28 protein-coding genes and 1 tRNA gene are annotated in these 24,192 nt (G+C 62.0%); 16 read left to right on the forward strand and 13 right to left on the reverse strand.

What is annotated here, in order from left to right; all coding sequences use genetic code 11:
* Positions 1-2: 2 nt before the first annotated feature.
* Positions 3-698, reverse strand: coding sequence for a SprT family zinc-dependent metalloprotease (locus Q1K29_RS03520; RefSeq protein ID WP_300391566.1), 696 nt, complete (start codon positions 696-698; stop codon positions 3-5).
* Between the two features lie 89 nt (positions 699-787).
* Between Q1K29_RS03520 and Q1K29_RS03525 the strand changes: the two genes are divergently transcribed.
* Positions 788-2,377, forward strand: a complete 1,590-nt coding sequence (locus tag Q1K29_RS03525) for a hypothetical protein (protein ID WP_300391567.1) — start codon at positions 788-790, stop codon at positions 2,375-2,377.
* A gap of 87 nt (positions 2,378-2,464) precedes the next feature.
* A complete protein-coding gene (locus tag Q1K29_RS03530) occupies positions 2,465-3,289 on the forward strand; it encodes a TIGR00282 family metallophosphoesterase (protein ID WP_300391568.1) in 825 nt (274 codons plus the stop codon).
* Here the strand turns inward: Q1K29_RS03530 and Q1K29_RS03535 are convergent.
* Entirely contained in the window at positions 3,286-4,116 is an 831-nt protein-coding gene (locus Q1K29_RS03535) for an EAL domain-containing protein (RefSeq protein ID WP_300391569.1), read from the reverse strand. The genes Q1K29_RS03530 and Q1K29_RS03535 overlap by 4 nt on opposite strands.
* Positions 4,117-4,277: 161 nt before the next feature.
* On the opposite strand from Q1K29_RS03535, the gene Q1K29_RS03540 reads away from it, so the two are divergent.
* A complete protein-coding gene (locus Q1K29_RS03540) occupies positions 4,278-5,030 on the forward strand; it encodes a YebC/PmpR family DNA-binding transcriptional regulator (RefSeq protein ID WP_300391570.1) in 753 nt (250 codons plus the stop codon).
* Positions 5,031-5,180: 150 nt separating this feature from the next.
* Complete coding sequence (msrA, locus tag Q1K29_RS03545; protein WP_300391571.1) at positions 5,181-5,837, forward strand: peptide-methionine (S)-S-oxide reductase MsrA; 657 nt, start codon at positions 5,181-5,183, stop codon at positions 5,835-5,837.
* An 88-nt stretch (positions 5,838-5,925) separates the two neighbouring features.
* Here msrA and Q1K29_RS03550 read toward each other — a convergent pair whose 3' ends face one another.
* The 3 genes from Q1K29_RS03550 to amt all read right to left on the reverse strand — a co-directional run bounded on the left by Q1K29_RS03550 (position 5,926) and on the right by amt (position 10,812).
* Positions 5,926-6,747 carry an outer membrane lipoprotein carrier protein LolA gene (locus tag Q1K29_RS03550; RefSeq protein WP_300391572.1) on the reverse strand — a complete coding sequence of 274 codons (822 nt, stop codon included), beginning with the start codon at positions 6,745-6,747 and terminating at the stop codon, positions 5,926-5,928.
* Between the two features lie 155 nt (positions 6,748-6,902).
* On the reverse strand, positions 6,903-9,296 hold the full coding sequence (locus Q1K29_RS03555; protein ID WP_300391573.1) for a DNA translocase FtsK: 2,394 nt from the start codon (positions 9,294-9,296) through the stop codon (positions 6,903-6,905).
* Between the two features lie 181 nt (positions 9,297-9,477).
* Positions 9,478-10,812: an ammonium transporter gene (amt, locus tag Q1K29_RS03560; RefSeq protein WP_300391574.1), complete on the reverse strand. Its 1,335-nt coding sequence runs from the start codon at positions 10,810-10,812 to the stop codon at positions 9,478-9,480.
* A gap of 190 nt (positions 10,813-11,002) precedes the next feature.
* Between amt and Q1K29_RS03565 the strand changes: the two genes are divergently transcribed.
* A complete protein-coding gene (locus Q1K29_RS03565; protein ID WP_300391575.1) occupies positions 11,003-12,238 on the forward strand; it encodes an FAD-dependent oxidoreductase in 1,236 nt (411 codons plus the stop codon).
* 7 nt (positions 12,239-12,245) lie between these two features.
* Here Q1K29_RS03565 and Q1K29_RS03570 read toward each other — a convergent pair whose 3' ends face one another.
* The 6 genes from Q1K29_RS03570 to Q1K29_RS03595 form a co-directional block, all read right to left on the reverse strand.
* Positions 12,246-12,647, reverse strand: a complete 402-nt coding sequence (locus tag Q1K29_RS03570) for a hypothetical protein (RefSeq protein WP_300391576.1) — start codon at positions 12,645-12,647, stop codon at positions 12,246-12,248.
* 28 nt (positions 12,648-12,675) lie between these two features.
* Positions 12,676-12,981, reverse strand: a complete 306-nt coding sequence (locus Q1K29_RS03575; protein WP_300391577.1) for a gamma-butyrobetaine hydroxylase-like domain-containing protein — start codon at positions 12,979-12,981, stop codon at positions 12,676-12,678.
* A gap of 6 nt (positions 12,982-12,987) precedes the next feature.
* Positions 12,988-13,218 carry a Trm112 family protein gene (locus Q1K29_RS03580; RefSeq protein ID WP_300391578.1) on the reverse strand — a complete coding sequence of 77 codons (231 nt, stop codon included), beginning with the start codon at positions 13,216-13,218 and terminating at the stop codon, positions 12,988-12,990.
* Positions 13,215-13,865, reverse strand: a complete 651-nt coding sequence (locus tag Q1K29_RS03585; RefSeq protein WP_300391579.1) for an LON peptidase substrate-binding domain-containing protein — start codon at positions 13,863-13,865, stop codon at positions 13,215-13,217. The genes Q1K29_RS03580 and Q1K29_RS03585 overlap by 4 nt, the downstream gene beginning before the upstream one ends.
* A gap of 66 nt (positions 13,866-13,931) precedes the next feature.
* Positions 13,932-14,840 carry a thioredoxin gene (trxA, locus tag Q1K29_RS03590; protein ID WP_300391580.1) on the reverse strand — a complete coding sequence of 303 codons (909 nt, stop codon included), beginning with the start codon at positions 14,838-14,840 and terminating at the stop codon, positions 13,932-13,934.
* Positions 14,841-14,922: 82 nt separating this feature from the next.
* Positions 14,923-15,429: a prolyl-tRNA synthetase associated domain-containing protein gene (locus tag Q1K29_RS03595; RefSeq protein ID WP_300391581.1), complete on the reverse strand. Its 507-nt coding sequence runs from the start codon at positions 15,427-15,429 to the stop codon at positions 14,923-14,925.
* Positions 15,430-15,480: 51 nt separating this feature from the next.
* Between Q1K29_RS03595 and Q1K29_RS03600 the strand changes: the two genes are divergently transcribed.
* The 7 genes from Q1K29_RS03600 to Q1K29_RS03630 all read left to right on the forward strand — a co-directional run bounded on the left by Q1K29_RS03600 (position 15,481) and on the right by Q1K29_RS03630 (position 19,988).
* On the forward strand, positions 15,481-16,218 hold the full coding sequence (locus Q1K29_RS03600; protein ID WP_300391582.1) for a DUF6065 family protein: 738 nt from the start codon (positions 15,481-15,483) through the stop codon (positions 16,216-16,218).
* 245 nt (positions 16,219-16,463) lie between these two features.
* Positions 16,464-16,538: transfer RNA gene (locus Q1K29_RS03605), tRNA-Gly, on the forward strand.
* A gap of 87 nt (positions 16,539-16,625) precedes the next feature.
* Positions 16,626-17,327: a metallophosphoesterase family protein gene (locus tag Q1K29_RS03610; RefSeq protein WP_300391583.1), complete on the forward strand. Its 702-nt coding sequence runs from the start codon at positions 16,626-16,628 to the stop codon at positions 17,325-17,327.
* A gap of 88 nt (positions 17,328-17,415) precedes the next feature.
* Positions 17,416-17,904: a crossover junction endodeoxyribonuclease RuvC gene (gene ruvC / locus Q1K29_RS03615; RefSeq protein ID WP_350210690.1), complete on the forward strand. Its 489-nt coding sequence runs from the start codon at positions 17,416-17,418 to the stop codon at positions 17,902-17,904.
* Entirely contained in the window at positions 17,901-18,524 is a 624-nt protein-coding gene (gene ruvA / locus Q1K29_RS03620) for a Holliday junction branch migration protein RuvA (protein WP_300391585.1), read from the forward strand. The genes ruvC and ruvA overlap by 4 nt, the downstream gene beginning before the upstream one ends.
* Positions 18,521-19,552 (forward strand): Holliday junction branch migration DNA helicase RuvB, encoded by a 1,032-nt coding sequence (gene ruvB / locus Q1K29_RS03625; RefSeq protein WP_300391586.1) that lies wholly within the window; start codon positions 18,521-18,523, stop codon positions 19,550-19,552. The genes ruvA and ruvB overlap by 4 nt, the downstream gene beginning before the upstream one ends.
* Before the next feature lie 10 nt (positions 19,553-19,562).
* The gene (locus tag Q1K29_RS03630; RefSeq protein WP_300391587.1) at positions 19,563-19,988 is read left to right on the forward strand and encodes a hypothetical protein; all 426 of its coding nucleotides are present in this window, start codon (positions 19,563-19,565) and stop codon (positions 19,986-19,988) included.
* Here Q1K29_RS03630 and Q1K29_RS03635 read toward each other — a convergent pair whose 3' ends face one another.
* Together Q1K29_RS03635 and Q1K29_RS03640 are read right to left on the reverse strand one after the other, a co-directional pair.
* Positions 19,989-20,372 (reverse strand): hypothetical protein, encoded by a 384-nt coding sequence (locus tag Q1K29_RS03635; protein ID WP_300391588.1) that lies wholly within the window; start codon positions 20,370-20,372, stop codon positions 19,989-19,991. It abuts the gene before it with no gap.
* Positions 20,373-20,472: 100 nt separating this feature from the next.
* A complete protein-coding gene (locus tag Q1K29_RS03640; protein ID WP_350210604.1) occupies positions 20,473-20,742 on the reverse strand; it encodes a BolA family protein in 270 nt (89 codons plus the stop codon).
* 40 nt (positions 20,743-20,782) lie between these two features.
* Here Q1K29_RS03640 and Q1K29_RS03645 point away from each other — a divergent pair, with 40 nt between their 5' ends.
* The 4 genes from Q1K29_RS03645 to Q1K29_RS03660 all read left to right on the forward strand — a co-directional run bounded on the left by Q1K29_RS03645 (position 20,783) and on the right by Q1K29_RS03660 (position 24,190).
* Positions 20,783-21,403 carry a J domain-containing protein gene (locus tag Q1K29_RS03645; RefSeq protein ID WP_300391590.1) on the forward strand — a complete coding sequence of 207 codons (621 nt, stop codon included), beginning with the start codon at positions 20,783-20,785 and terminating at the stop codon, positions 21,401-21,403.
* Between the two features lie 48 nt (positions 21,404-21,451).
* Positions 21,452-22,180 carry a tRNA (guanosine(37)-N1)-methyltransferase TrmD gene (trmD, locus tag Q1K29_RS03650; RefSeq protein WP_300391591.1) on the forward strand — a complete coding sequence of 243 codons (729 nt, stop codon included), beginning with the start codon at positions 21,452-21,454 and terminating at the stop codon, positions 22,178-22,180.
* Positions 22,167-22,724, forward strand: coding sequence for a 50S ribosomal protein L19 (gene rplS / locus Q1K29_RS18470; RefSeq protein WP_350210598.1), 558 nt, complete (start codon positions 22,167-22,169; stop codon positions 22,722-22,724). Before trmD ends, rplS begins: the two co-directional genes overlap by 14 nt.
* Before the next feature lie 290 nt (positions 22,725-23,014).
* On the forward strand, positions 23,015-24,190 hold the full coding sequence (locus Q1K29_RS03660; RefSeq protein ID WP_300391592.1) for a hypothetical protein: 1,176 nt from the start codon (positions 23,015-23,017) through the stop codon (positions 24,188-24,190).
* The last annotated feature ends 2 nt before the right edge of the window (positions 24,191-24,192 follow it).

Below are 24,192 nucleotides of genomic sequence, written 5' to 3' on the forward strand. Positions count from 1 at the left end.
CCTCAGGCGGCGACCGCATGCAGCGATGCGCCATGCTTTCGCAGCCATGCGCGTTCTTTTTTCCAGTGTGGCCGACAGCGCGCAACATGGGCCCAGAAACGCGGACTGTGGTTCATTTCCAGAAGATGCGCGCACTCATGCGCGGCGACATATTCCAGCACGTCAGGCGGCGCCATGATCAGCCGCCAGGAAAAGGCCAGCCGGCCATCCGACGTGCATGAGCCCCAGCGCGACCGCGTATCCTTGATCGTTACCCGCCGCACCGCAACGCCCAGCACATCGCAATAGTCCTCCACCGCCGCCGCGAGATCCTCACGTGCAGCGGACTTGAGATAGCGCTCGGCACGCCGGGCGATTGTCTCTGGGTCGCCCGGCAGGGAAAGCATGAAAGGCTCTCCCTCAATCAGGCGCGCCCGGCGGCCTTCGCCATCCAGCGTGATACGGCAGTCTTCTCCACGCAGACGGATCACGCCGCCATCTGTCAGAGACACCTGCGGCGGCAGGGAACGAAGCCGTGTTGCGGCCCAGTCGATCCGTTCCGCGGCAAAGCGCGCGGCGTCGCGAACATGCCGTCTGGAGGGCGCAACCGCGACAGCTTCCCGTTTTTTTTCATCAAGCCTTAAAATCAACCGTCTAGCGCGAGGATTGATTTCGATGCGCAGAGGAATTTCAAGACCGCAGGAAGCAGTGAGAGTCATGGTCTGGTCTTTATCGACAATCATGATAATCCTCGACTCACGGCGTGATCGAATCTAGCCTTTTGACATACTGTAGGGGAACCCAACTCATGAAATATCTACTTTGTGGTGTCGCCGCGATGGCGGTGCTGTCCGGTTGCGGCAATTCGACCGACGAACCAGGCGAGGAAAAGCTCGACGAAATTACGCTGCGTGCGGGCGACCCTGCCGAAGCCGGGTCCGTTATCACGGCGATGTCTCTGACCAATTCCGGCGATGGCGTCGTCCAATATGGCAACAAGTCCGTGGACGGCGCGACAGCGACGTTCTCGGATGTCACGATTGCCGGCGATGAAGACGGTGCGGTCAAGGCCGGGTCCCTGGAATTCGAGGGCCTCGACATGGTCGAGGACAAGGCCTCCTTCTCGCGCATGACGCTCAACAATATCTCGATCGACAATCCCGACAACGAGACGGATACCGTCAAGGTTGCCAAGCTCGAAGTGCTGAACCCGACGCCTGAACTGGCCGCCTGGCTGGCCGCGAGCCTTGGCACCGGCGAACCGGCACCCTTCCCGTCAGCTGACCAGCTCGGCTTTGACGCCTGGACGATCAGCGACGTCTCGGCTGCCTTTTCCGATGATGATGGCGAAGGGTCCTTCTCTATCGGCAGTTTCCAGGTCCGTGACCTGGCGGACCAGAAAGCCAAACGCGCCACCCTGTCTGACCTCGCCTTCGACTTCATGGCGAACGAAGACGGCGAGGACGTGCCAGTCAAGATGAGCCTCGGCAACATGTCGATCTCCGGACTGGACCTCGCCTTCATCGAAGCCATCCAGCAGAACATGGACGATGAAGAAGAGATGTTCGCGGCTGTCATGGATAAGGTCTATGATGAACCGATGGACCCGGGCTATGACCGCGCCACCATGGACAGCTTCCTGATCGAGGCCGCCGGCGCAAGCTTCGCGATGCCTTCCTTCGACGCGTCCATCACGCGCAATGATGCCGGCCAGCCGGTCAAGTATGTGACCAAGCCATTCACGATGACGCTGGATGCCGACGCCGATGGTGGCGAAGCCGGTGCAGGCCTCGCCCAGGCCCTCAGCATGGTCGGTTATGAGAAAGTCGAAATGAAGGCTGCCGGGATCGCCGATTACGATCCGGAAAGCGATGTCGTCACCATGGAAGCCGATGACAATTATTTCGAGCTTGTCGACGGTGCGAAATTCTCCATGGGCGCCAAGCTCGGCGGCTATGCGGCCTATAGCAAGGCTGCTGCGAACGCCTTCGACTTCGAGGCCATGGCCGAAGGCGCAGAACCTGATCCGATGGCGTTCCAGAACGCCCTGAACGAGCTCGACTTCTACGGCTTCGAGCTTTCAATCAAGGATGACAGCCTGATGAACCGCATCTTCAATGCCTATGCCGCCCAGTCCGGCCAGGATCCGGAGCAGATGCGCCAGCAGGTCGCCTCCATGGCACAGATGGCGCCGATGATGGCGCAGGGATCCGGTGTCGACATGGAACTCGTCACCGAGTTCTCGCAAGCGGTGTCGGCCTTTATCACCGATCCGGGCACGCTGACCCTGAAGATCGATCCGGAAGAGCCGCTGTCTGCGGAAACACTTGCGGCGATGGAAGACCCGAGCATGCTGACCAAGGAGTATCTCGGCTTCTCGGCAACCCACAAGAACTAGGGCCAACGCCCATCTGACACAGAGGCGGGCCGGACCAACACCCCGGCGCGCCTTTTCTTTTGCCCCACAGGAGCGCATATCTCGCCCATGAGACTTGCTTATTTCGGAGATGTCGTCGGAAAGCCCGGCCGGGCCGCCGTACTCGACAACCTGCCCGGCCTGCGCCGCGACCTCGCCCTCGATTTCGTCGTCGTGAACGGAGAAAACGCTGCTGGCGGCTTCGGCCTGACGGAATCCATCGCCAACGACTTCTTCCAGGCTGGCGCCGATTGCCTGACGCTTGGTGATCATGCCTGGGACCAGCGCGAGGCGCTGACCTTTATTGAGCGTGAGCCGCGCCTGCTTCGCCCGCTAAACTATCCGGCAGCGGCGAATGCGCCGGGCAAGGGCGCACATGTCTTCGTGCTCGATGACGGCCGCCGCGTTGGTGTGGTGCAGCTGCAGGGCAATGTCTTCATGAAGCAGCAGCTGGAAAATGCCTTCCACCATGCCGACCACGCGCTCGACAACATGCCCCTCGGCGTCGCCGTCGATGCGCTGATCGTCGACATGCATTGCGAGGCGACCAGCGAAAAGATGGCGATGGGCCACTATTGCGACGGACGTGCAAGCCTCGTCGTCGGCAGCCATACCCATGTCCCCACGGCTGACCTCATGATCCTCGAAAACGGCACCGGCTATCAGACCGATGCCGGCATGTGCGGGGACTATGACAGCGTGATCGGCATGCAGAAGGACAATTCCATCAACCGCTTCGCGACACAACTTCCCGGTGACCGCTACGCGCCGGCGCTCGGCGAAGGTACGCTCTGCGGGGTCTTTGTCGAGACGGATGACAAGACCGGCTTTGCCCGGCGTATCGAGCCCATCCGCATGGGTGGGCGGCTTGCCGCGTCGGTGCCCGCCGCCTAGGCGCTCTTTTTTTTTGGCGCCCGGGCTTCCGGCACGACGACCTGCCTCGCCCGGGTGGCTTCGCCCATATGCGTTGCCTTGCCGAACAACCAGCCCTGGATGAGCGAGCCTGCGCATTCACGGGCCCAATGCAGTTCGCGCGGCGTTTCAACGCCCTCGAAAAGCAGGTGTGCGCGGATCTCATGAAGCTTCAGGATGATCTGGTGGGCAAAGCATCGGGTATCTTCACTCTCCATCATGCGCCGGAACCAGCCAGCATCGATCTTCACGATATCCGGCTTCAGATCGATCACGCGCAAGAGATCAGAGCCGCCGACCCCGAAGTCATCAATCCCGATTTGAAAGCCGAGCGTGCGCAGGTGTGCGACAATCGTCCCCAGCGCCTCACGGTCACTGCCGGTTTCCTCGGTGATCTCGAAGACCACACGGTTTGGCGACAGGCCCTGTTCCCGCACAAGGTCGGCATAGGCGTCGAGGCCTGCGAGCATCTGAGTGGTAAACAGACAGGAGCCCGGATTGAGATTTACGAAAAGATTTGTGTTCCCGAGTTGCCAGGCTGCGGTGTTGGCGATGTGAAGACAGAGGCAGGCCCAGTCGGCCACGAACCGGTCACGCGCGGACAGGCGTTTGAAGAAGTCCAGCGGTTCGATGGACCTGCCCTTGTAGATCGGACGGGCAAGGGCCTCGACGCCATATAGCATACCGGCATTGTTGTTGATGGCATAGATTGGCTGGAAGGCCGACCGGATCTCGAAGGAGCCGAAGTCGAACGCCTTGTGACCGCCATCAAGCTCAAAAATGCGCTCGGTCAAACGGGCGAGTTTCATTGAAATTCCCCTCATCCTCCGAGGGCAATTCCTGTCAGGGCCGCATTAACATCCTGCTTGCAGAAACTGTGAGTCTGCATCGATATCTTTCATTATACCGCCGCCTCGTCTAAATCGGCGTTCACGTCTGAACGAAGCCTTGCAGGAGAGATACCCCCACCATGGCTGGACATTCCAAATGGGCCAACATCCAGCACCGCAAGGGTGCACAGGACAAGAAGCGTGCCGCCCTGTTTGCGCGCCTGTCCAAGGAAATCACGATCGCCTCGAAACTGGGCGGCCCCGACCCCGATGCCAATCCGCGCCTGCGGCTCGCAATCAACAATGCGCGCGGCCAGTCCATGCCGAAGGACAATATCAAGCGCGCGGTCGACAAGGGCCAGGGCGGCGCGGGTGAAGAGTATTTCGATATCCGCTATGAGGGCTTCGGCCCCGGCGGCGTCGGCATCATCGTCGAGGCATCGACCGACAACAAGAACCGCGCCGCCAGCGAGATCCGCGCGGCCTTCTCCAAGAATGGCGGCAATCTCGGAGAGACCGGATCCGTCTCCTTCGGCTTCGAACAGGTTGGCGAGATCGAATATCCGCCAGAAGCCGGCGACGAGATGGAAGTGATGGAAGCCGCGATCGAAGCTGGCGCAACGGATGTTGAAAGCGACGAAGCCGGCCACTGGATCTATACCGAGCGCGAAGACCTTATGGATGTCGCCTCCACGCTCGAAGGCAAGTTCGGCGAGGTCGAGGCAAAATCGACCAAGCTGATCTGGAAGCCGCAGAACAATGTTCCGGTCGAGGGCGACCATGCCGACACGCTGATGAAACTGCTCGATGTCCTGGATGAACTCGACGACGTGCAGAACGTCTACGACAATTCCGAACTCTCGGATGCTGAAATCGAGCGGCTGTCGAGCTGATCTGCCGCAGCCTCCGGGCTTGTGATTCGTCAGTCGTCACAGCAAGTACACCTTTGTGTGAAGTGTGCATAAGGCCCCTCCAATTCGGCCTGATGCACGCCATATGCTATGATGAGACACAACACAGTAGAGTAAATACTTGCCGGGACGATGAGACGAACACAAGCAACCTATATCGCCTTGATTGCCGGGACAGCGGCTGCTGCCGCTGGCTTTGTCTGGAGCGCCATGGCCGAGCAGTCAGCCGGCGAGGCGCCCGTTGAAGCCAGCCGGCTCGAAACCGCAGTCTTTGCGGGCGGTTGCTTCTGGTGCACGGAAGCCGATTTCGACAAGGTCGAGGGCGTTGTCTCGACCATATCCGGCTATACGGGCGGCGACCTTGAAGAGCCGACCTACAAGCAGGTCACCGGGGGCGATACAGGCCATTACGAAGCCGTGAAGATCAGCTACGATCCCGCGAAGGTCTCCTATGAGGAACTGGTCGATTATTACTTCCGCACGATCGATCCGACAGATCCGGCCGGCCAGTTCTGTGACAAGGGATCGAGCTATCGCACCGCTATCTTCGTCGACGATGCCGAAGAGCGTGAGACCGTCGAAGAGTCAATCGAGACGATTGAAACGTCAGGCGTCCTGCCGAACCGTGTCGTCACCAAGGTTATCGATGCCAGCGAGTTCTGGCCGGCAGAGAGCTATCACCAGAATTATTACCGGACCAATCCGATCCGCTACAAGTTCTACCGGGAAGGCTGCGGCCGTGACGACCGGCTGAAAAAGATCTGGGGTGACAAGGCCGCAATCAACTGATCGTGCGCCTTTTCCCCGACCGACCAAAGCAAAACCCCCGCGAGCCGCTCGCGGGGGTTTCTCTTTTCAGGGCGACGCCAGGGCGCGTCTAGCGTTCGTCTTCTTCCTCATCGGCAGGGTCTTCCATGATGAAGAGCCGCGGGTCGACACTGACATTCGTCTTCACATCCTCCAGCGAGACCAGAGTCGTCTGCCGGTTGGCATCAAGCGCCCGCCAGCTGTTGAGCTGATAGGTCGCCTTGTCGAAGAACAGTGTCAGCTGGCCTTCGGATTCACCGGCGCGGTCCTCGACCGTGATCGCGACTTCCTTGTTGCCGCGCTTCACATCGACAACGCGCGCCTCTGACTTGAAGTCGAGCTTGTCGTCGAGGATCAGGCCGAGTGGCGTGGAGGCCAGCGGAACACGGTCCACCGTCTCCAGCTCACTGTCTTCCATGGCCACAGTCGTACCGTCTGACACGATCAGGATCGGCGTCGGCGCGTCATAGTCGAACCGCATCCGGCCCGGACGGCGCAGGGCGAAATCACCATGGGTGACCCCGCCATCCGGCGAGACCTGGGTAAAGCGGCCCTTGGCCGTCTTCGCCGATGCGAGGGCTGATGCAGCCTTGTCCAGGATGGCCTGCCGGTCAGCAGCGGTCAGCACGCCCGGATCCTCAGACGGCGGGGTAACTTTCTCGGCCGTCTCGTTTGGCTGCGCGGAGTCGGTGGCAACCCGCTCTTCGGCAGGCTCGGCGACGGGCCTCGCCTGCGGGGTCTGGTCTGCGGCGGTTTGTGCCGGGGCAGATTGGGCAGCATGCACGACCACGGGCGCGGAGACCGGCATCAGGAAGGCCGGGTCCGCCTCGAAGGCGAGGGGCACGCCACCCATCATGATCACGGCGGCAAGGGGATGCAGCAAAGACGTCATATCGTCCTCCTGTGTTGGTCCATTGAGATAATCAACGCACCTCAGAGAAAACAGGGCTGAAAAAAGGTATTTCCGCCGTCTTTCGTTGTTGTCTGTTCAGTTTGCGAGGTATGGCCGCGCGCGCATGAACGCCCGCTGACCGGCCCCTGCAGAGCCTATTCAGACGGCTCGCTGCGCGCCAGGATCTCACGCTTGCCGGCATGGTTGGGCGCAGAAATCACGCCCTCCTCCTCAAGCCGCTCGATCAGGGTCGCGGCCTTGTTGTAACCGACCTTGAGGCGGCGCTGGAGGTATGAGGTCGAGGCCCGCTTGTCGCGCAGCACAATCGCCATGGCCTGCGAGTAGAGGTCATCATCGCCCCCGCCGCCATCCACGCCGAGCATCGCATCCATGATGGCGCTGCCCGTGCCGCCCTCATCGGGCTCCTCGAGGATCTCGATATTGTAGTCCGGTTCGCCCTGGTCCTTCAGCCAGTTCACTACCGTCTCGACCTCGTCATCGGAGACGAAGGGCCCGTGCAGGCGCTTGGTTTTCACGCCGGCGGCCTGATAGAGAAGGTCACCCATGCCGAGCAGCTGTTCGGCGCCCTGCTCACCGAGGATGGTGCGCGAGTCGATCTTGGTCGTGACCATGTAGGAGATACGCGTCGGGAAGTTCGCCTTGATCGTGCCGGTAATCACGTCGACCGACGGGCGCTGTGTCGCGGTAATCAGGTGAATACCCGCGGCCCGCGCCATCTGGGCGAGGCGCTGGATACAGCCTTCGATCTCCTTGCCGGCGACCATCATCAGGTCAGCCATCTCGTCGATCACGACGACGATGTTCGGGATATGGTCAAGCGGCAGGACTTCCGTCTCATGGATCGGCTTGCCGCGATCATCGAAGCCGGTCTGCACCTTGCGGGTCATCTGCTCGCCGCGCTCGCGATACTTCGCCGCCTTCTCATTGAAGCCGGCCAGGTTGCGCACGCCCGCCTTGGACATGAGCTCATAACGGCTTTCCATTTCACGCACAGCCCACTGCAGCGCGTTGACCGCCTTCTTGGGATCGGTGACCACCGGCGCCAGCAGGTGCGGAATGCCTTCATAGATGGACAGCTCCAGCATCTTGGGGTCGATCATGATGAAGCGGCACTGTTCCGGCGTCAGGCGGTAGATCAGCGACAGGATCATCGCGTTCACGCCAACTGACTTACCAGACCCCGTGGTCCCGGCGATGAGCAGGTGAGGCATCTTGGCGAGGTCGACCACGGTCGGGGTGCCGCCAATATCCTCACCGAGCGCCATCGGCAGCGATGCCTTGGAGTTGGTATAGGCAGATGCCGACAGCAACGAACGGAAGTACACCGTCTCGCGCTCTTCATTCGGCAGCTCGATCCCGATGGCGTTCTTGCCCGGGATAACAGCGACCCGCGCTGAAACCGCGCTCATTGAGCGGGCAATATCGTCTGCGAGCGAGATAACGCGCGCGGATTTCACACCCGCCGCCGGCTCCAGTTCGAACAGGGTTACCACCGGCCCAGGGCGGACTTCCTTGATCCGCCCGCGCACGCCGAATTCACGCAATACTTCTGACAGGCGGTTGGCCTGGGCGAGAAGCCCGTCTTCATCGACAGCCGCGCGCCGCTCTGGCGGAAGCTGCAGAAGGTCGATCGAGGGCAGGATCTTCGCACCACGGCGGGCCTTCTTGCGAATGGATGGCCGCTCCGGCTGAGGCGCCGGCGTCTTTTGCGGCGTCAGTTTCGGGCGCGTGACAGCGCTCGGCATGTCATCAGCGTCATCTGTATCCTCGATTTCCTCGTCCAGCTCCGGCTCCGGCGGAGCGATCGCCTTGCGCTTCGATGGCGCCTCCGCCTTTCCGTGAATGCTGGGCGCATATTCGCTATCGTCTTCGACGTGGCGCCGGCCCAGCCCGCCAACCAGGCGCGAACCGAGCCCACCGGCGCGGCGCATCATACGCCCCCCGGAACTCGTCGCTGCCGACTGCAGCAGACGCGCGTCGCCACGGCGGAAGCCGAGGGCGCTGAAAGCCAGCACAGCGGCAATCACGCCAAGGAAGAAACCGGCCAGCAAGTTCGGGAAAGGCAGGAGGAGCGCCTTGAAGGGCACGACTGCGAGCCCGTAAATCCAGTCACCGACAACACCGCCAAGCCCGGCCCAGAGCGGCCAGGAGGCCGGAACCGGAAAAGACGCAAGCGTCCCGGCAAGCACGGGAATGAAAAGGGCACCATAAAACCAGCGGCGGATCCGCGGCGCGCCGATCAGCACCGCACGCATGGCCCCGCCGACCATCAGGGTGAGGCCGGCCATCCAGGCTGCAAAGCCCAGCACCTGCAGCGCCAAGTCTGCAACAATCGCCCCGGTGCCGCCGAAAAGATTCTGCACCGCCATACCGGTCGCGGCATTCCAGCTGGGGTCCGTTGACTCATAAGTGCCGACGCTGCCGCAAATAAATACGCCGATGGCAAAAGCGGCCGTCCCCGTGAGAATTCTCCAGACCGGGTCGGTCGTCTCGCGCACCTGTTCGCTTTCTGCAATCGAATTGGCCATGTCTTGAGGTCCACCATCTTCAGGCTTGGATTTTCCGGTAAATTGCCCGGATGCTCTTAACACCGCGCAAACGCGGCAGCCTTGAGGCAGTAAAAGACACAAAAAAATCCCCGGCCAGTTGCCTGGCCGGGGAAGTCTGGGAGGAAACGCTTCCCAAGAGAAGCGAACCGTTGGAGGCCGCTTATCCGAATTCCGGATAGGCCTCGAGGCCGACTTCGGACTTGTCCATACCGGCGAGTTCTTCTTCCTCGCTCGGGCGGACGCCGAGTGTAACTTTCAGGATCATCCAGACGATTGCCGAGGCAACCGACACGAAGATACCGCAGGCGAGCACGCCGATGAACTGGCCGAGATAGCTCGGCGTCGCTGCATCGGTCGTGTCGATGCCGAAGCCACCGCCATGCGACAGCGGAACGATCATCGTGCCCCAGATACCGCAGACAAGGTGAGCCGGGATGGCGCCGACGACATCGTCGATCTTGAGCTTGTCGAGCAGCGGAACCGTCAGCACGACGAGCACACCACCGATCGCACCGATCAGGATGGAAAGGCCCATGGATGGCATCAGCGGCTCAGCCGTGATGGACACCAGGCCACCAATCGCGCCGTTGAACGCCATGGTCGCGTCAACCTTGCCGCCATAGAGGACCCCGGTGAGGATCATTGCGGCGAGCACGCCGCCACAGGCAGCCATATTCGTGTTGGCGAAGATCTGGGCGACGGCATTGATGTCATCAAACGTGCCGGCCGCAAGCTGCGAGGCGCCGTTGAAGCCGAACCAGCCGAACCAGAGAATGAAGGTACCCAGAGCCGCGAGCGGAATGTTCGAGCCCGGCATCGGATGAACTTCACCATTCACGAACTTGCCCATGCGCGGACCGATGATAATCGCGCCGACAAGGGCAGCCCACCCGCCTGTAGAGTGAACGAGGGTCGAACCGGCGAAGTCCGAGAAGGCGAATTGCGAGTCGAGCGCGCCGCCGCCCCATTCCCAAGATGCCACGATCGGATAGATGAAGGCTGTCAGGAAAGCCGTGAAGATCAGGAACGGCCAGAGCTTCACGCGCTCGGCTACCGTACCGGAGACAATCGATGCGGCCGTTGCCACGAACACCATCTGGAAGAACCAGTCGGAGGCCGCTGCATAACCCGTGTCGAGGCTTTCCTCAGGCGCCCAGATCCACGACGGAACACCGAACCAGCCCCCTGCGATAGTCGCCCCAGGGTAGGCCATATTGTAGCCGACGAGCCAGAACATGATGCCGGCGACCGAGAAGAGCGCAACGTTCTTCATGGACTGCATCGCGGCGTTTTTCTTCCGCACGAGCCCCGCTTCGAGCATGCAGAAGCCTGCTGCCATGAACATGACGATGAGACCGCCGATCAGGAACAGATAACTGTTGTCTACATATGCACTTACTTCAGAGGCCTCCTGCGCCGATGCGCCCAACGCCCCTAAGGCCGCGAGCGGCATAACTGCCAAACCCCGCATCGTGCCTTTAACCAAACTACTCATGCCCTTCTCCCAATTAGTTGGTATGACGGGCCGCAGCTAAGCGGACCTGCCCGGGGAACGACCAGAGGCATTAAGCCCGCGTCATGTTGCGGTCGCCGGTCTGACCAAAATTCGGGCACCCTGCGACCCAAACGCCCGTTTCGGCGTCATCTCTGGACCGGATTCCCGCGGACAAGTAGAAGCTTGAGAGATGAAAGCGCATCAGAGCGAAGTCGTGATTGTCGGGGCCGGACCAGCGGGAGCCTCTCTGGGTCTGGCGCTTGCGCGCGCCGGGCTGGAAACTGTTCTGGTTGATGCACGAGACCCCGCTGCGACACCGCCAGAGGACACACGGAATTTCGCTGTTGTCACAGGCAGTTGGCGGCTGCTGGACCGGCTCGGCATTGCTGCTGCTCTCGAGGGCAAGACCCAGCCGCTGCACGGCCTTGAGGCAGAAGATGGCGGCACGCACTGGTTTGGCCGTCCGCATGTCCTGTTCGGCGATGAAGACCTGCCCGAGCGAGGAGAGGGCGAAACACTCGGGCACATGATTGAAGCGCCAAAGCTGCAGTCAGCCCTCGATGCCGCGATGAAAGACCAGAAATCGCTCACCCTGATCGCGCCGGCGCGCTTTCAGTCATATGAAGCGACACCGGGCAGCGTCACAGTTACTCTCGAAAACGGCGATACCATTCGCGCCCGCCTGCTCATCGGCGCCGATGGCGTTAACTCTCCCGTGCGCAAGGCGGCAGGCATCACGACCGAGGGCCGTGACTATGGAAAGTCCGTCTTTGCGGCCAATGTCGCCCTGTCGCGCCCGCATCACGGCATCGCCCGCCAGCTTTTTACCCCGGAGGGCCCGTTCGCGACATTGCCGCTTCAGGGCGACCGGGCCAATCTCGCCTGGTACATGAAGCGCGGCGCCGCCGAAGCGCTGGCAAAGATGTCACCGGAAGAGGTCGAGGCCGAGCTCAATTACCGCTTTGCTGACTTTGCCGGCGAGATGAAGATTGACGGCCCGATGGGCTCCTATCCGCTGATCCTGAAAATCGCCGAACATATGGTGGAGGAGCGCGTCGCCTTGGTCGGAGACGCTGTGCGCCGGATCAATCCACTGGCGGGCCAGGGATTGAACCAGGGCTTCCGCGATTTGGCCGCACTCTATGATGCGATCATGGACGCCGACCGGGCCGGGCTCGACATCGGGTCAGCGCAAACGCTCTCGGCCTATCAGGGCTCAAGGCGGCTCGGCGCCAACACCGCCGCCCTCGCCATGGATGCGATCGACCGGCTGTTCTCCAACGACTCCATGCTGACCAAGCCTGTGCGCGGGATCGGCATGCTGGCAGCCGAACGCGTCTCGCCGCTGCGCAAGCGTCTCGCCGGGATCGCCAGCGCTTCCTCGCCAGACCTGCCAAGCCTGATGCAGCCCCTGGACGCCGCCTGAGGCCCGCTCAGTACCAGAAATACAGGCCCACGAAGATCAGTACCGGAATGACGGACATCCCGAACGTATTGCGGGCAAAGACGAATTTCTCGATCCAGGCATCCAGCCGCGGGTCGCCGCTTGATCGTGTCTTCGTGACCAGTTTGACATTGTCGCCTTTGATCTCGGTATTGTCGCTGACGATATAACTGGTCAGCGATCCCTCGAGCGCCAGACAGCCAAAATAGAAGACCGCGCTCCAGACAATCGCGCCGAAGGCAAACGCCATCACGCTCCAGCCGATATCGAAGTCGTCAAACTGGCCCAGCCGCCAGAGGAAGATCACCAGCACGCCGCCACCGGCCATCACGGCGATGAGCATTAGGGTGCGAAGCCTGCAGAAGTCCACGGGTTTCGTCTCTTCGGCCATCTCGCGTCCCCCTGTTTTCAACCGCCTGTCAGGCGGCCTCGCCGAGCTCTCTCAACAGCTTCCAGGTATAAAGTCCGCTGGAATGGCCGTCAGAAAAGTGGATGCGCACCGCATAGCGCCCGACCGGATCGGCTTTTGTAACCTGAATATCCGCCGGCACCGGCGGCTGTGGCGGGCGCGGGCCGGCGCCGTGGCCACGCACTTCAGCGGAAGGACTTTCCTCGCGCAGGCGCTTATAGGGAATGTCGAAAGAGGCCTCGTCCTCAAACGTCACCGTCAGTATCGATGCCGAGCGGCGGAAACGCAGTTCGGTCGGCCAGGGCATGATGGTCATGAGCCCCTACTCCGTTTCGAGAGAGCGGGCCTCGCTCTCCAGCATTATCGGCAGGCCATCGCGGATCGGATAGGCGAGCCTGGCCTTCTGGGACACAAGCTCCTGACGTTCACGATCATAGGTCAGCGGCGTGCGCGTCAGCGGACAGATCAGAAGCTCAAGCAGGCGCGGATCGGTCTTCGCGCGCTCAGCCTCCTGCCCATTCTTGGCGGTGTCATGATCAGCGGTGTCGGTCATTGCAGCGTCGATGAATCGTCGCCTGACACGTCCATGTCAAGCAAGGCGATAAGCGCATCACACCGCCCGCACAGGTCCGGGGCCTCCAGAAGGGCCTGTTTCTCCATGGGAGAGAAGGGACATCCGGCCGACAGGGCGTTGACGAGTGTCTCCATCGGCGCCGTCTCGACCGCGTCCCAGTCGACCTCCATCTCGTTGTGGGAGACATAGTGCTTCAGGGCTGCCGACAGCTTGTCCCGGTCCGGCAGGCGCACCGCCTCCGGCTCGCTCAGGTCTGATGCATAAGACGTCCAGTCGGGCCGCACCTGACGGTAGGGCGTCGGACCATCGACTTCCTCGGTCACCGAAAAGCGGCACACCCCGGACAGGTTGATCAGGTAGCGCCCGTCTTCGGTCTCCGAATAGGAGGTGATCCGTCCGGCGCAACCAACGCCGGCAAGATGCGGCGCACTCTTCTCGCCACCCGAGGGCTGGATCATGCCGATCATCCGGTGCCCGGCCATCGCATCATCGATCATGTTTAGATAGCGCGGCTCGAAGATGTTGAGCGGCAGAGACCATCGGGGAAAAAGGAGCGCTCCGGCCAGCGGGAACACAGCAATCGTGTCCGGCAGGTCGTCGACCTTCCTGTAGCCCTGCTTGGTCATTCGGCTCGCTCCTCCTGCCGGCCCGCTGTTGTCAACATGGCGCGACTGGCAACAATGTCGAGGGCCCTAGGCAAACATCAGTGAGGACAAACGCCGCCGCCCTTCAATGGTTGCGGGCGATTTCGGGCCGGCTGCCTCGAACAGTTCGAGCAGTTTTGCCTTGGCCTTTCCCTCTTCCCAGTCCATGTCCTCGGCCAGGATGCGGAGCAGGTGGTCGGCGGCTTCCTTGTGCTTGCCACGCGCCATCAGCGCCTCGGCCAGCTCGAAGCGAAGTGCATGATTGGACCGGTCATTCGTGACCTTGTCGATCAGTGCATCGAGTTCGTCATCCTTGGGGGCATCGGCCGTCAGCTCGATGGCCGTGCGCACGCCCTTGATCGCCGGATCGGACTGTTTTTCCGGACCCGCCATGTCGAGAATCTGCGAGGCGCGTTCGGCATCTCCATTGGCGAGATAGCAGCGCGCCAGCCCGGCAATGGCTTCGACATTCTGCGGATCGGCTTCGACCACAGCGCCATAAAGCTGCGCGGCCTGGGCATGATCTCCGGCCTGGAGATGCTGGCCGGCCTGTTCGATCGCTTGCTGGATCTGCTGGCCCTGATCGGTGCCGCCCATGATTTTGGAGATGAACTCGCGAATCTGGCCTTCCGGCAGCGCGCCCTGAAAGGCATCGGCCGGACGGCCCTGATCGAAAGCGAAGACCGCCGGAATGGAGCGAACGCCGAGCTGGCCGGCAATCCCGGGATTCTCGTCAATATTGACCTTGACGAGTTTCACCTTGCCCTGCTGCTCGTTGACCACTTTTTCCAGCACCGGGCCGAGTGACTTGCACGGCCCACACCACGGCGCCCAGAAGTCGACGAGGACCGGAACCTCTTTCGATGCCTCGACAACATCGGCCATGAAGGTCTGGTCGGTGCCGTCCTTGATGTTGTTTCCGGCAGCGCCCGGGGCGCCCAGCGAGATATCAGTCATTGTTTCGCGCCTCTTAATTGAGTGTCCAGCGCCTATTTGGGCGGTCAGGGCGCGGCTTGCAATGCGTGGGTGCGCTTCTCTCTCAGCCCGCCACCAGCGAGGCGAAATCAACCTCCGTCATCTCATGGCCCGTCAGGGCCACGAACTTGCGAAAATCCTCACGCGGAATGGCTGTGGTTGCCGTGTTCACCAGGGGGTGAAAGTTGAGCGGATCATGCTGCATCAGCGCCGCATCCACGATGAAGCGCACACGCTGATCCGTGTCATTCATCAGGGCGAAGGCGGTGACAGATCCCGGCGTCACGCCGAGGCATTCAACCATCAGCTCCGCACTCGCAAAGGACAGCCGGCGCGTCCCGATCAGCTTGTGCAGCTGGTTGAGCTTCAGCGCGCTCTCGGCATGCGCCGAGATAAGGACGATCACGCCATCCTTGTCCTTCATGAACAGGTTCTTGGTATGCCCGCCCGGCATCTCGGCCTTGAGATCACGGCCCTCATCGACCGTAAAAGTGGCCTCATGCCAGCGCGTTTGATGCGCAAGGCCGTGCTTGTCGAGAAAGGCGAACAGGTCGTCGGGGCTTGCAGGCATGGCGGTGTTTCAGGCAATCAGGCATGAACCGTCAAGCAGGGACCGCGAGAAATGCAGCTCGAATGCTACAAGATCTATGACACGGCTCCGGAGATCGTCCCCGGTCGCTCGCAGCGCGAATGGATGGACGCCTTCCCGGACCGCCACCCCTATCGCTGCCTGCCACTGACCATGGCGAACTCCACCGGCTGGGAAATCCTCTGCCCGATGGACCTCAAGATCGTCTGGGATGGCGGGCCGATGGAGCACAATCTCCACCTGTTCACCCGCAAGCAGGACCAGCGCTATCTCGCTTCCTTCGCCGACAGTCACTTCCGGCGCGGCATCGTGACCATGCATACCGGTCACCTGTTCCGCACCCCGCCCGGCTGGGGCATCTGGGCATCCGGGCCGCCAAACTTCTTCAAGGACGGGATCGCGCCCCTGACAGGCCTGGTCGAGACCGACTGGCTGCCCTTCCCCTTCACCATGAACTGGCAGATGACGCGGCCCGGCGAGGTCGTCTTCAAGAAGGGCGAGCCCTTCTGCTTCATCATGCCCTTCGAGCATGGCAAGACCGAACAGATCCAGCCAGAACGGAAACTGCTGCGCTCCAATCCGGAGCTGGAGAAGGACTATCACGCCTGGCAGACAAGCCGCGGCACGTTCAATGAGAAGCTCAAGGCGATGGATTCCGAAACCGTGAAGGCTGGCTGGCAGCGCCATTACATGAAGGGCCAGAAGGTCACCGGCGACAAGGCCGATGCCCACCAGACAAAGCGCCGCCTCAAGCCACCGGTGGATGTCTGAGAAAGAACGCGAATCCTTGAGACCGCTTCACCACGGCTTGACCGTGGTGCCTCTCTCCCGAGGGCCGGACCTGCTGCTCCGCCAGGCGACGGGTGCCACCGTCAAGCCGTGGCAAGGCGTCGTATGAGCCATTAGCAGACCAATCGCACACCGCGCCTGAAAATCCCCCTTGCAAGGCCATCCATTTTGCGCTTAAAGCCGCGGTCTCGCTGGTCGGCACTTGCTGGCCAGTTACCCTATCGGATGCGGGCGTAGCTCAGGGGTAGAGCACAACCTTGCCAAGGTTGGGGTCGTGAGTTCGAATCTCATCGCCCGCTCCAATTTTTCTTCACTTGCAGTTGCCTGAAACGCAACCGTCTTGCGCCTATGAGACTGGCGCCACATCTGTTGCGCCGTAAGGAGCAAGCATGAACGACGCTGTCATCTATGCCATCGGAGACGTGCACGGCGAGGCCGACAGCCTGCACGCGCTGCACAAGGCGATCTTCACACGTCACGGAGAACGCGGCGACAATCGCCCGATCAAGCTGGTCCACCTGGGCGACTATGTCGATCGTGGACCGGACTCCTATGATGTCATCGACACCGTCAAGGCGATGGAAGGCCGGGGCGATGTCGAGGTCGTCAATCTGCGCGGCAATCACGAGCAGATGATGGTCGATGCCTATGAGGAAGGCTCCGACGAGCGCCTGCACTGGCTGATGAATGGCGGCGATGCGACGATCGCGAGCTATGCCAAGCGCGGCTATGAAGACCCGCCATCCGAGCATCTGGACTGGCTGCGCCACCTGCCGACGATCCATCTCGACGAAGAGGCGCAGATTGCCTTCGTCCATGCCGGGGTCGATCCGCGCACCTTCCCGGAATGCGATGACCGCATCCACCTCTGGACCCGCTCCCCCCGCTTCTTCGATCCGGACCGCTGGGATCACGGCAAGCTGGAAGGCTGGCGCGTCGTCCATGGCCACACGCCAACCGGTGACTTCGAGCCCGAGGTCGCCGGCGAGCCGGCCCGGCGTTTCAACCTCGACACCGGCGCTGTCTATGGCGGGAAGCTTACTGCCGGCATCTTCGCACCCGGTGAACCGGTGGAATTCCTCTCGGTCTGAGGCGTTCTGAAACGCCATGTGAACAAATCAGGAAAATGCAAGACGACGTTAACCGAAGGCGTTATTGTCTTGCCCAATGACTGAAGCGATTCGCATCCTCGGCATCGATCCGGGCCTTCGCCATACCGGCTGGGGCGTGATCGAGCAGCAAGGCTCCCGCCTCTCCCACATCGCCAATGGCGTGATCCGTATCGATCCGCAGCTTTCGCTCGCCGCCCGGCTGGGCGGCATCCACCACCACATCACAGCCCTGGCCGCAGAATACACGCCAGACTGCGCGGGCATTGAAGAGACGCTGGTGAATGCCAACCCACGGTCGGCGCTGAAGCTCGGCCAGGCGCGCGGCGCGGCCATGGCGGCCCTGCATGGCGCCGGTCTCGACGCGCATGAATATTCGCCACGGACCATCAAGCTGGCGATTGTCGGCACGGGCGGGGCGGACAAGGCGCAGGTCGCCTTCATGGTTGCGCGGCTGCTGCCGGCCGCCGGAAAGCTCGCCTCGGACGCCGCCGACGCGCTGGCCTGTGCGATCTGTACGGCCCATCACGTCACCACCAGGCAACGGGGCGCCGCATGATCATCGGACGCTTGAGAGGCGAGATCGCGACCGTCGGGACTGACAGCGTGATGATCGATGTCAACGGCGTCGGCTATGTCGCGCTGGCCGGCGGGCGCCTGCTCGCCAGGCTTCAGCCCGGCAAGGAAGCCACCCTCCACATCGAGACACGCGTCACCGAAAGCTCCATCACGCTGTTCGCGTTCGAAAGCGACGAGGCGCGCGCCTGGTTTGTGCGCCTGCAGGATGTTCCGGGCGTGGCCGGCAAGTCGGCCATGGCGATCATGGACGCGCTGACCCCGGCCGAGCTGCAGGATGCCCTCGCGCTCGGCGATGCAGCCACCATCACGCGCGCCAAGGGCGTCGGCAAGAAATTCGCCGAACGCATCATCGGCGAACTCGCCGGCAAGCCGCCGCCCATGGGCCGCTTCGGCGCCTTCCGCCCGCATACGGGCGACGCCACCGCCACGCCTGATGCCGCCCCGGCCAGCGGCGCACGAAGCGAAACGATCTCCGCGCTCGTTAACCTCGGCTATACCCAGTCCGACGCCGCCCGCGCCGTCGCCACCGCCATCCGCGAAGCGCCTGAGGCCGACACCGGCACCCTCATCAAGGCGAGCCTCAAGGAGCTTGCGCCGTGAGCCGCGAAGGCCACCTCAACGATCCGGAACGCCAGACCGGTGACGCGCTTGACCGCGCGCTGCGCCCGCAGAGCTTTGCCGATTATGTCGGCCAGGAATCCATCAAGTCGAATCTGACGGTCTATGTCGAAGCCGCGCGCGGGCGTGGCGAGGCCCTCGACCATGTCCTGCTGTTCGGCCCGCCCGGCCTCGGCAAGACGACGCTGGCGCAGATCGTGTCGAAGGAACTCGGTGTCGGCTTCCGATCGACCTCCGGCCCGGTCATCGCCAAGGCGGGAGACCTCGCGGCCATCCTCACCAATCTCGAAGAGAACGACGTTCTTTTCATTGACGAAATTCATCGCCTGCCACCGGCCGTGGAGGAAATCCTCTATCCGGCGATGGAGGATTACGCCCTCGACATCGTCATCGGCGAAGGGCCTTCAGCGCGATCCGTGCGCCTCGATCTCGCCCCCTTCACACTTGTCGGCGCAACCACGCGGGCCGGCCTGCTCGCCAATCCGCTGCGTGACCGGTTCGGCATTCCGATGCGGCTCGATTTCTACGAGCCGAAGGAACTCGCCCGCATCCTGATGGCCGCCGGGCGCAAGATGGGCGCAGACCTCACCGAAGACGGCGCGCTCGAAATCGCGGGGCGGGCGCGCGGCACGCCACGCATCGCCATCCGTCTGCTGCGCCGTGTACGCGACTTTGCCGAAGCCGAAGGCGCGCAGATCGACAAGGCTGCCGCCGGGCGCGCGCTTTCGCGGCTGGAGATCGACGAAGACGGGCTTGATGCACTGGACCGGCGCTACCTCACCGCACTGGTAAAGACCTATGCCGGTGGCCCGGTCGGCGCCGACACGCTGGCGGCAGCGCTCTCGGAAGCCCGCGATGCGGTGGAAGATGTGATAGAGCCTTTCCTGATGCAGAAGGGCTATGTCGCCCGCACGCCGCGCGGACGGATGGCCGCCCCGCTCGCCTATGAGCGGATGGGACTCGCCGCACCGGACATAAAGAGCCAGCCGGGGCTTTTCACGGAAAAATAGGGGACGAGACATGCTGGACGGATTGCGGGACATCGCCCAGGCGCTATCGATTGCGCTGTTCGGTTTTTCCAGCGGCAGCGCCTGGATTGCGGCCATCGTGTCACCGAACACGTCATATGACAGGCTGGATTACAGCCGCGCGGACGGACATGTGCGCACGCTCCTGATCAGTGCGTCGAACCACATCGCTTTCGTGCTTCTGGCCGCGTCAGCACTCGCGGTTCTCGCAGGCGCCATCGGGGCCGGCATTGTCGGCGGGCTTTCAGCGGCCGGCTTCTTCACCAACCGATGGACGCTGGCGCCGAAGAAAAAGGGGGAGGCCCCGAAAGGCGTGCGCAGCAGCAACAAGACAAAGCGTGTCGTCGCCGTCAGCCTGACGCTGATCTTTACGCTGGTGTCCGTGATCGCGACCGGGCTCGTGATCGCACGGGTCTGATCAGCCCTGCTCCAGCCACAACACGCCAGCGGTATGCAGGTAGAGGAAAGCCTCGCTTGATTTGCGCGCCGCGCGCATCGCGACTTCGCCGGCAAGCTTGCGGTTGACCGCGACCATAAGTGCACAAGCCGCAAGGCCGGGGATGAACAGCCACCAGGTCACTGCAAAGGATGCGATCACCGAGACGAGCAGGATCATGTAGGCGATCGCATCGAGGACGCGAACAGCCAACTCATTATAGGAGGCAAAGGTGTTGAGCAGCCGCGGATTGCGATGCAGCTCGTCGGCATCAATCGCGAAGACGCGATCTTCGTCGTGCCGGAAGCGAACCACCCGTGCCGGGCGGCCCTGATCGTGCGGATTTGGAGCCGTTCTCAGAAACATGACGACAGAACCCCTCTTCTTGTGGAGGATCGTACGCCTCAGCGATTAACGCTTGTTCTGCTGCCGTTGGTTAAAACGTTCACTCGCCATTAACCCGGCCTTAGCCATCCGGCGCACTCGCCTTGATCGACAGGGCATGCAGGCCGGTCTCGAACTCATCCTTCAGGGCGGCGTTCACGGCCCGCTGCATGGCAACACGGTTCATCCCCTCGAATTTGTCGGAGACAATCCTTACCGTATAATGGGTCTCGCCCTCCGGCGAAGCGCCGGCATGACCTGCATGTTTTCCACTGTCATCGATCACTTCCAGCGATGACGGGGAAAAAACCTGCGTCAATTGTGCTCGAATCCGCTCTGTTCTGTTTGTCAATTCTAGCCTCGTTAACTCGAAACCACTATGTTGCTCCGCCATGGCTAACGCATTCTCATACCGTGTGAAATTCACCGACATCCGGGTGAAACCGCCCAAGGAAGACACCGAGCGGCAAAAAGCGGTCGAAACCCGCGAATGTCACCGCGACGAGTGCGACCTGGCGGGAGAACACCCCGCACCGAAGCCGCGCGGCCTCGATGGCGTGTACTGGTTCTGCCAGAAGCATGCCGGTGAGTACAATCGCAACTACGACTATTTCGCCGGCATGTCCGAAGCCGAACTGGCCGAGTTCAACGAGATGGCCAAGTACGGCTTCAACAAGACGTGGAAGTTCGGCACCGGCCCGATGGGCAAGGACAAGGCGGCCGCCGCGCACGATCCGCGCCGCTGGCGTGGCAAGGAATTCTTCGAGCAGAACGCAGAAGCCAGAAAAGCCCGCCGCAAGGAGCAACAGTCGGCTGGGGTCACCAACCGGGCCCTTCAGGAACTCGACCTCGAGCCGGGCGCGACAGCGACGGAAATCCGCGTGCGCTACAGCGAATACATTCGCAAGTTCCACCCGGACTCCAATGGTGGCGACCGCTCGACAGAACACATGCTCGCCCGCGTCCTGCGCGCCGGCAAGACGCTGAAGGCGGCCGGGATGATGAAAGCCTAGGCTGACCCCGGCACTTCCCAAGCCCGTCATTTTCTGCAGAAAGCCGTCATGGCCTTCGACGTCTCGATCATCACCCTCTTCCCGGATGCGTTTCCGGGCCTGCTGGATGTGTCCATCCTCGGCCGGGCGCGTGGCGAGGGCATCTGGTCGCTGGACGTTACAGACCTGCGCACCTTTGGCCTCGGCAAACACCGTCAGGTGGATGAAGCCCCGGCGGGTGGCGGCGCGGGACTGGTGCTTCGCCCGGACGTTGCCGCGTCTGCGCTGGACAGCCTTGAGCGCAAGGATCGCCCGATCCTCTATCTCAGTCCCCGCGGACAGCCCTTCGACCAGGCGATGGCGCAGCGCTTCTCGGAAGGTCCGGGTCTCATCTGCTTCTGCGGACGCTTCGAGGGACTGGACGAGCGCGTGATTGAAAAGCGCGGGATGATCGAAGTCTCGCTTGGCGATTTCGTACTGGCCGGGGGAGAAGCTGCAGCCCAGGCTGTGATCGAAAGTACGGTGCGCTTGTTACCAGGCGTTGCCGGTAATAAGTCGTCCATTGAAGACGAGAGCTTTTCGAACGGCCTGCTTGAATATCCGCAGTATACCCTGCCCCGGATCTGGGAAAATGAGGGCACGCCCGAGGTCCTGCTTTCCGGGGATCACGGCAGAATTGCCGAATGGCGGCTCAACCGCAGTAAACTGTTGACAGAAGCCCGTCGTCCCGATTTATGGGCCGCTTACCTCAACGGGCAAGATTTACGAGCGTCGGAGACGGACGATGAACATGATTGAGCAGCTCGAAGCCGAAGAAGTGGCACGCGTCACTTCGGGCAAAGATATTCCGGACTTTTCGCCGGGCGACACGGTCTCCGTGAACGTACGCATCCGCGAAGGCGACCGTGAGCGTGTGCAGCGCTTTGAAGGCGTTTGCATCGCCCGCGCCGGCGCCGGCGTCAATGAGAACTTCACGGTTCGCAAGATTTCGTTCGGCGAAGGCGTCGAGCGTGTCTTCCCGGTTGTCTCGCCGATGATCGAGAGCATCGAAGTGAAGCGCAAGGGCCGTGTCCGTCGCGCCAAGCTCTATTACCTGCGCAACCTGCGCGGCAAGTCGGCCCGTATCGCCGAGCGGACCTCCGGCCACGGCATGGAGACCACCGAGATCACGGTTTCCAAGACCGAGCGCAAGCGCCAGCGCGCCGAGCAGAAGGTTGCCCGCAAGGAGCAGGCTGCCAAGGACCGCGCCGAGCGCGAAGAAGCCAAGCGCAAGGAAGCTGAAGCGGCTGCCGCAGCAGCAGAAGCTGAAGCCAGTGAAGAAGGCGGCGCGTCCGAAGAATAGGACCACCGCTTCCAGAAAATTTCCGGAAAACCCCGCCTCAACCGGCGGGGTTTTCTTTTGTCCAGATGTTGCGAACCGCCCCTCGGCGCGACGGCACGCCCTTTGCAGATGGCTCTGCAGAAGGGGCACGCGGGCTGGCGAATCCCGAAACTGAACAATCCCGCCCGCACGCCCGGCTCGCGTATGACGCGAATGTCCTTCAGACAAAGGCATTCGTTTCGTATACGAAATGAATCCGTCGACGCGGACACCCTGAAATTGGGTGCCGCAGTCGCAACAGGGGAAGTGGAATGAGAGTCTATTCGAAGATGCTGATCGGTGCCGCCCTGTTTGCGGCCCTGCCTTTTGCCGCGCAGGCCGATGGCGAAAAGGGCACCTGGGACAAGGATGCCGTCAACCAGCGCTATCAGGCCGTAGGGGCCGACAGCAGCGACCGCATCCTGACCGAGGAGCAGGTCGACGACATCATCCGCCGCAGCGGCACGCAAGGCCCGGCCGGTGTGCGCTATCTCGGCGGACCTGAAGCAGCCGTCGACAGCGAACTTTGCTGCGAAACGGTTGAAGAACAGGTCACCGAAAAGACCGAAGTCGAGGAAACGACGACCTATTTCGATGCGGTGACCAAGCGCAACATCATCCAGCCCGTCGAACGCACGATCACCCAGCCGATCGACCGCCGCATCCTTCGTCCGCGCTCGGAAACTGTCACCAATGAGACCCGTTACGAGGAAGAACGCCTTCCCAAACGCGTCGAGACCCTGCCGGCCCCGCCCGTACAGGAAAAGATCATCCCGCAGGTCACCGAGAAGACCGTCCTCGAAGTCCAGGACGAGTATGTCGACCAGGTGACCCGCAACATCATCCAGCCGGTCGTGATCACCACGGTTCAGCCGGTCGAGCGCCGCATCCTGCGCCCACAGACGGAAACCGTCACCAACAAGACCCGCTATGAGGAAGAACGCCTTCCCGTCCGGGTCGAGAAAGACACGGTCCCGCCAGTGAAGGAAACGGTGACCGAAGATGTGACCGTCGAGAAGGTCGAGGAGACCAGCGAAACCTATTATGACGCCGTGACCCGCCGCGAAGTGATCCAGCCGATCGAACGCACCACGGTAGTGCCGGTCAAGCGCCGCATCCTGCGTCCTGTCACCGAAACCGTCGTGAACGATACGCGCTACGAAACACGCCGGGCGCCGGTTCGTGTCGAGGAAGACACCGTTCCGCCTGTCATGGAAACGGTGACCGAAGAGGTCAATGAAGTGTACCGCGACGAGGTCAACGAGACCTATTTCGATGCGGTCACCGAACGCGAGATCATTCAGCCGGTCGTTCGCCGCCTGATCCAGCCGGTGGAATACCGCAAGCCCAACCCCGTCACCGAGACAATCACGGCGCCGACACGCTATGAAACACAGCGTGCATCGCTGGTGGTTCTGACCGTGGGCGAGGGCTGCGACTGCCGCTAAAC

Source organism: Henriciella sp. (genome assembly GCF_029937755.1).
Classification (GTDB): domain Bacteria; phylum Pseudomonadota; class Alphaproteobacteria; order Caulobacterales; family Hyphomonadaceae; genus Henriciella.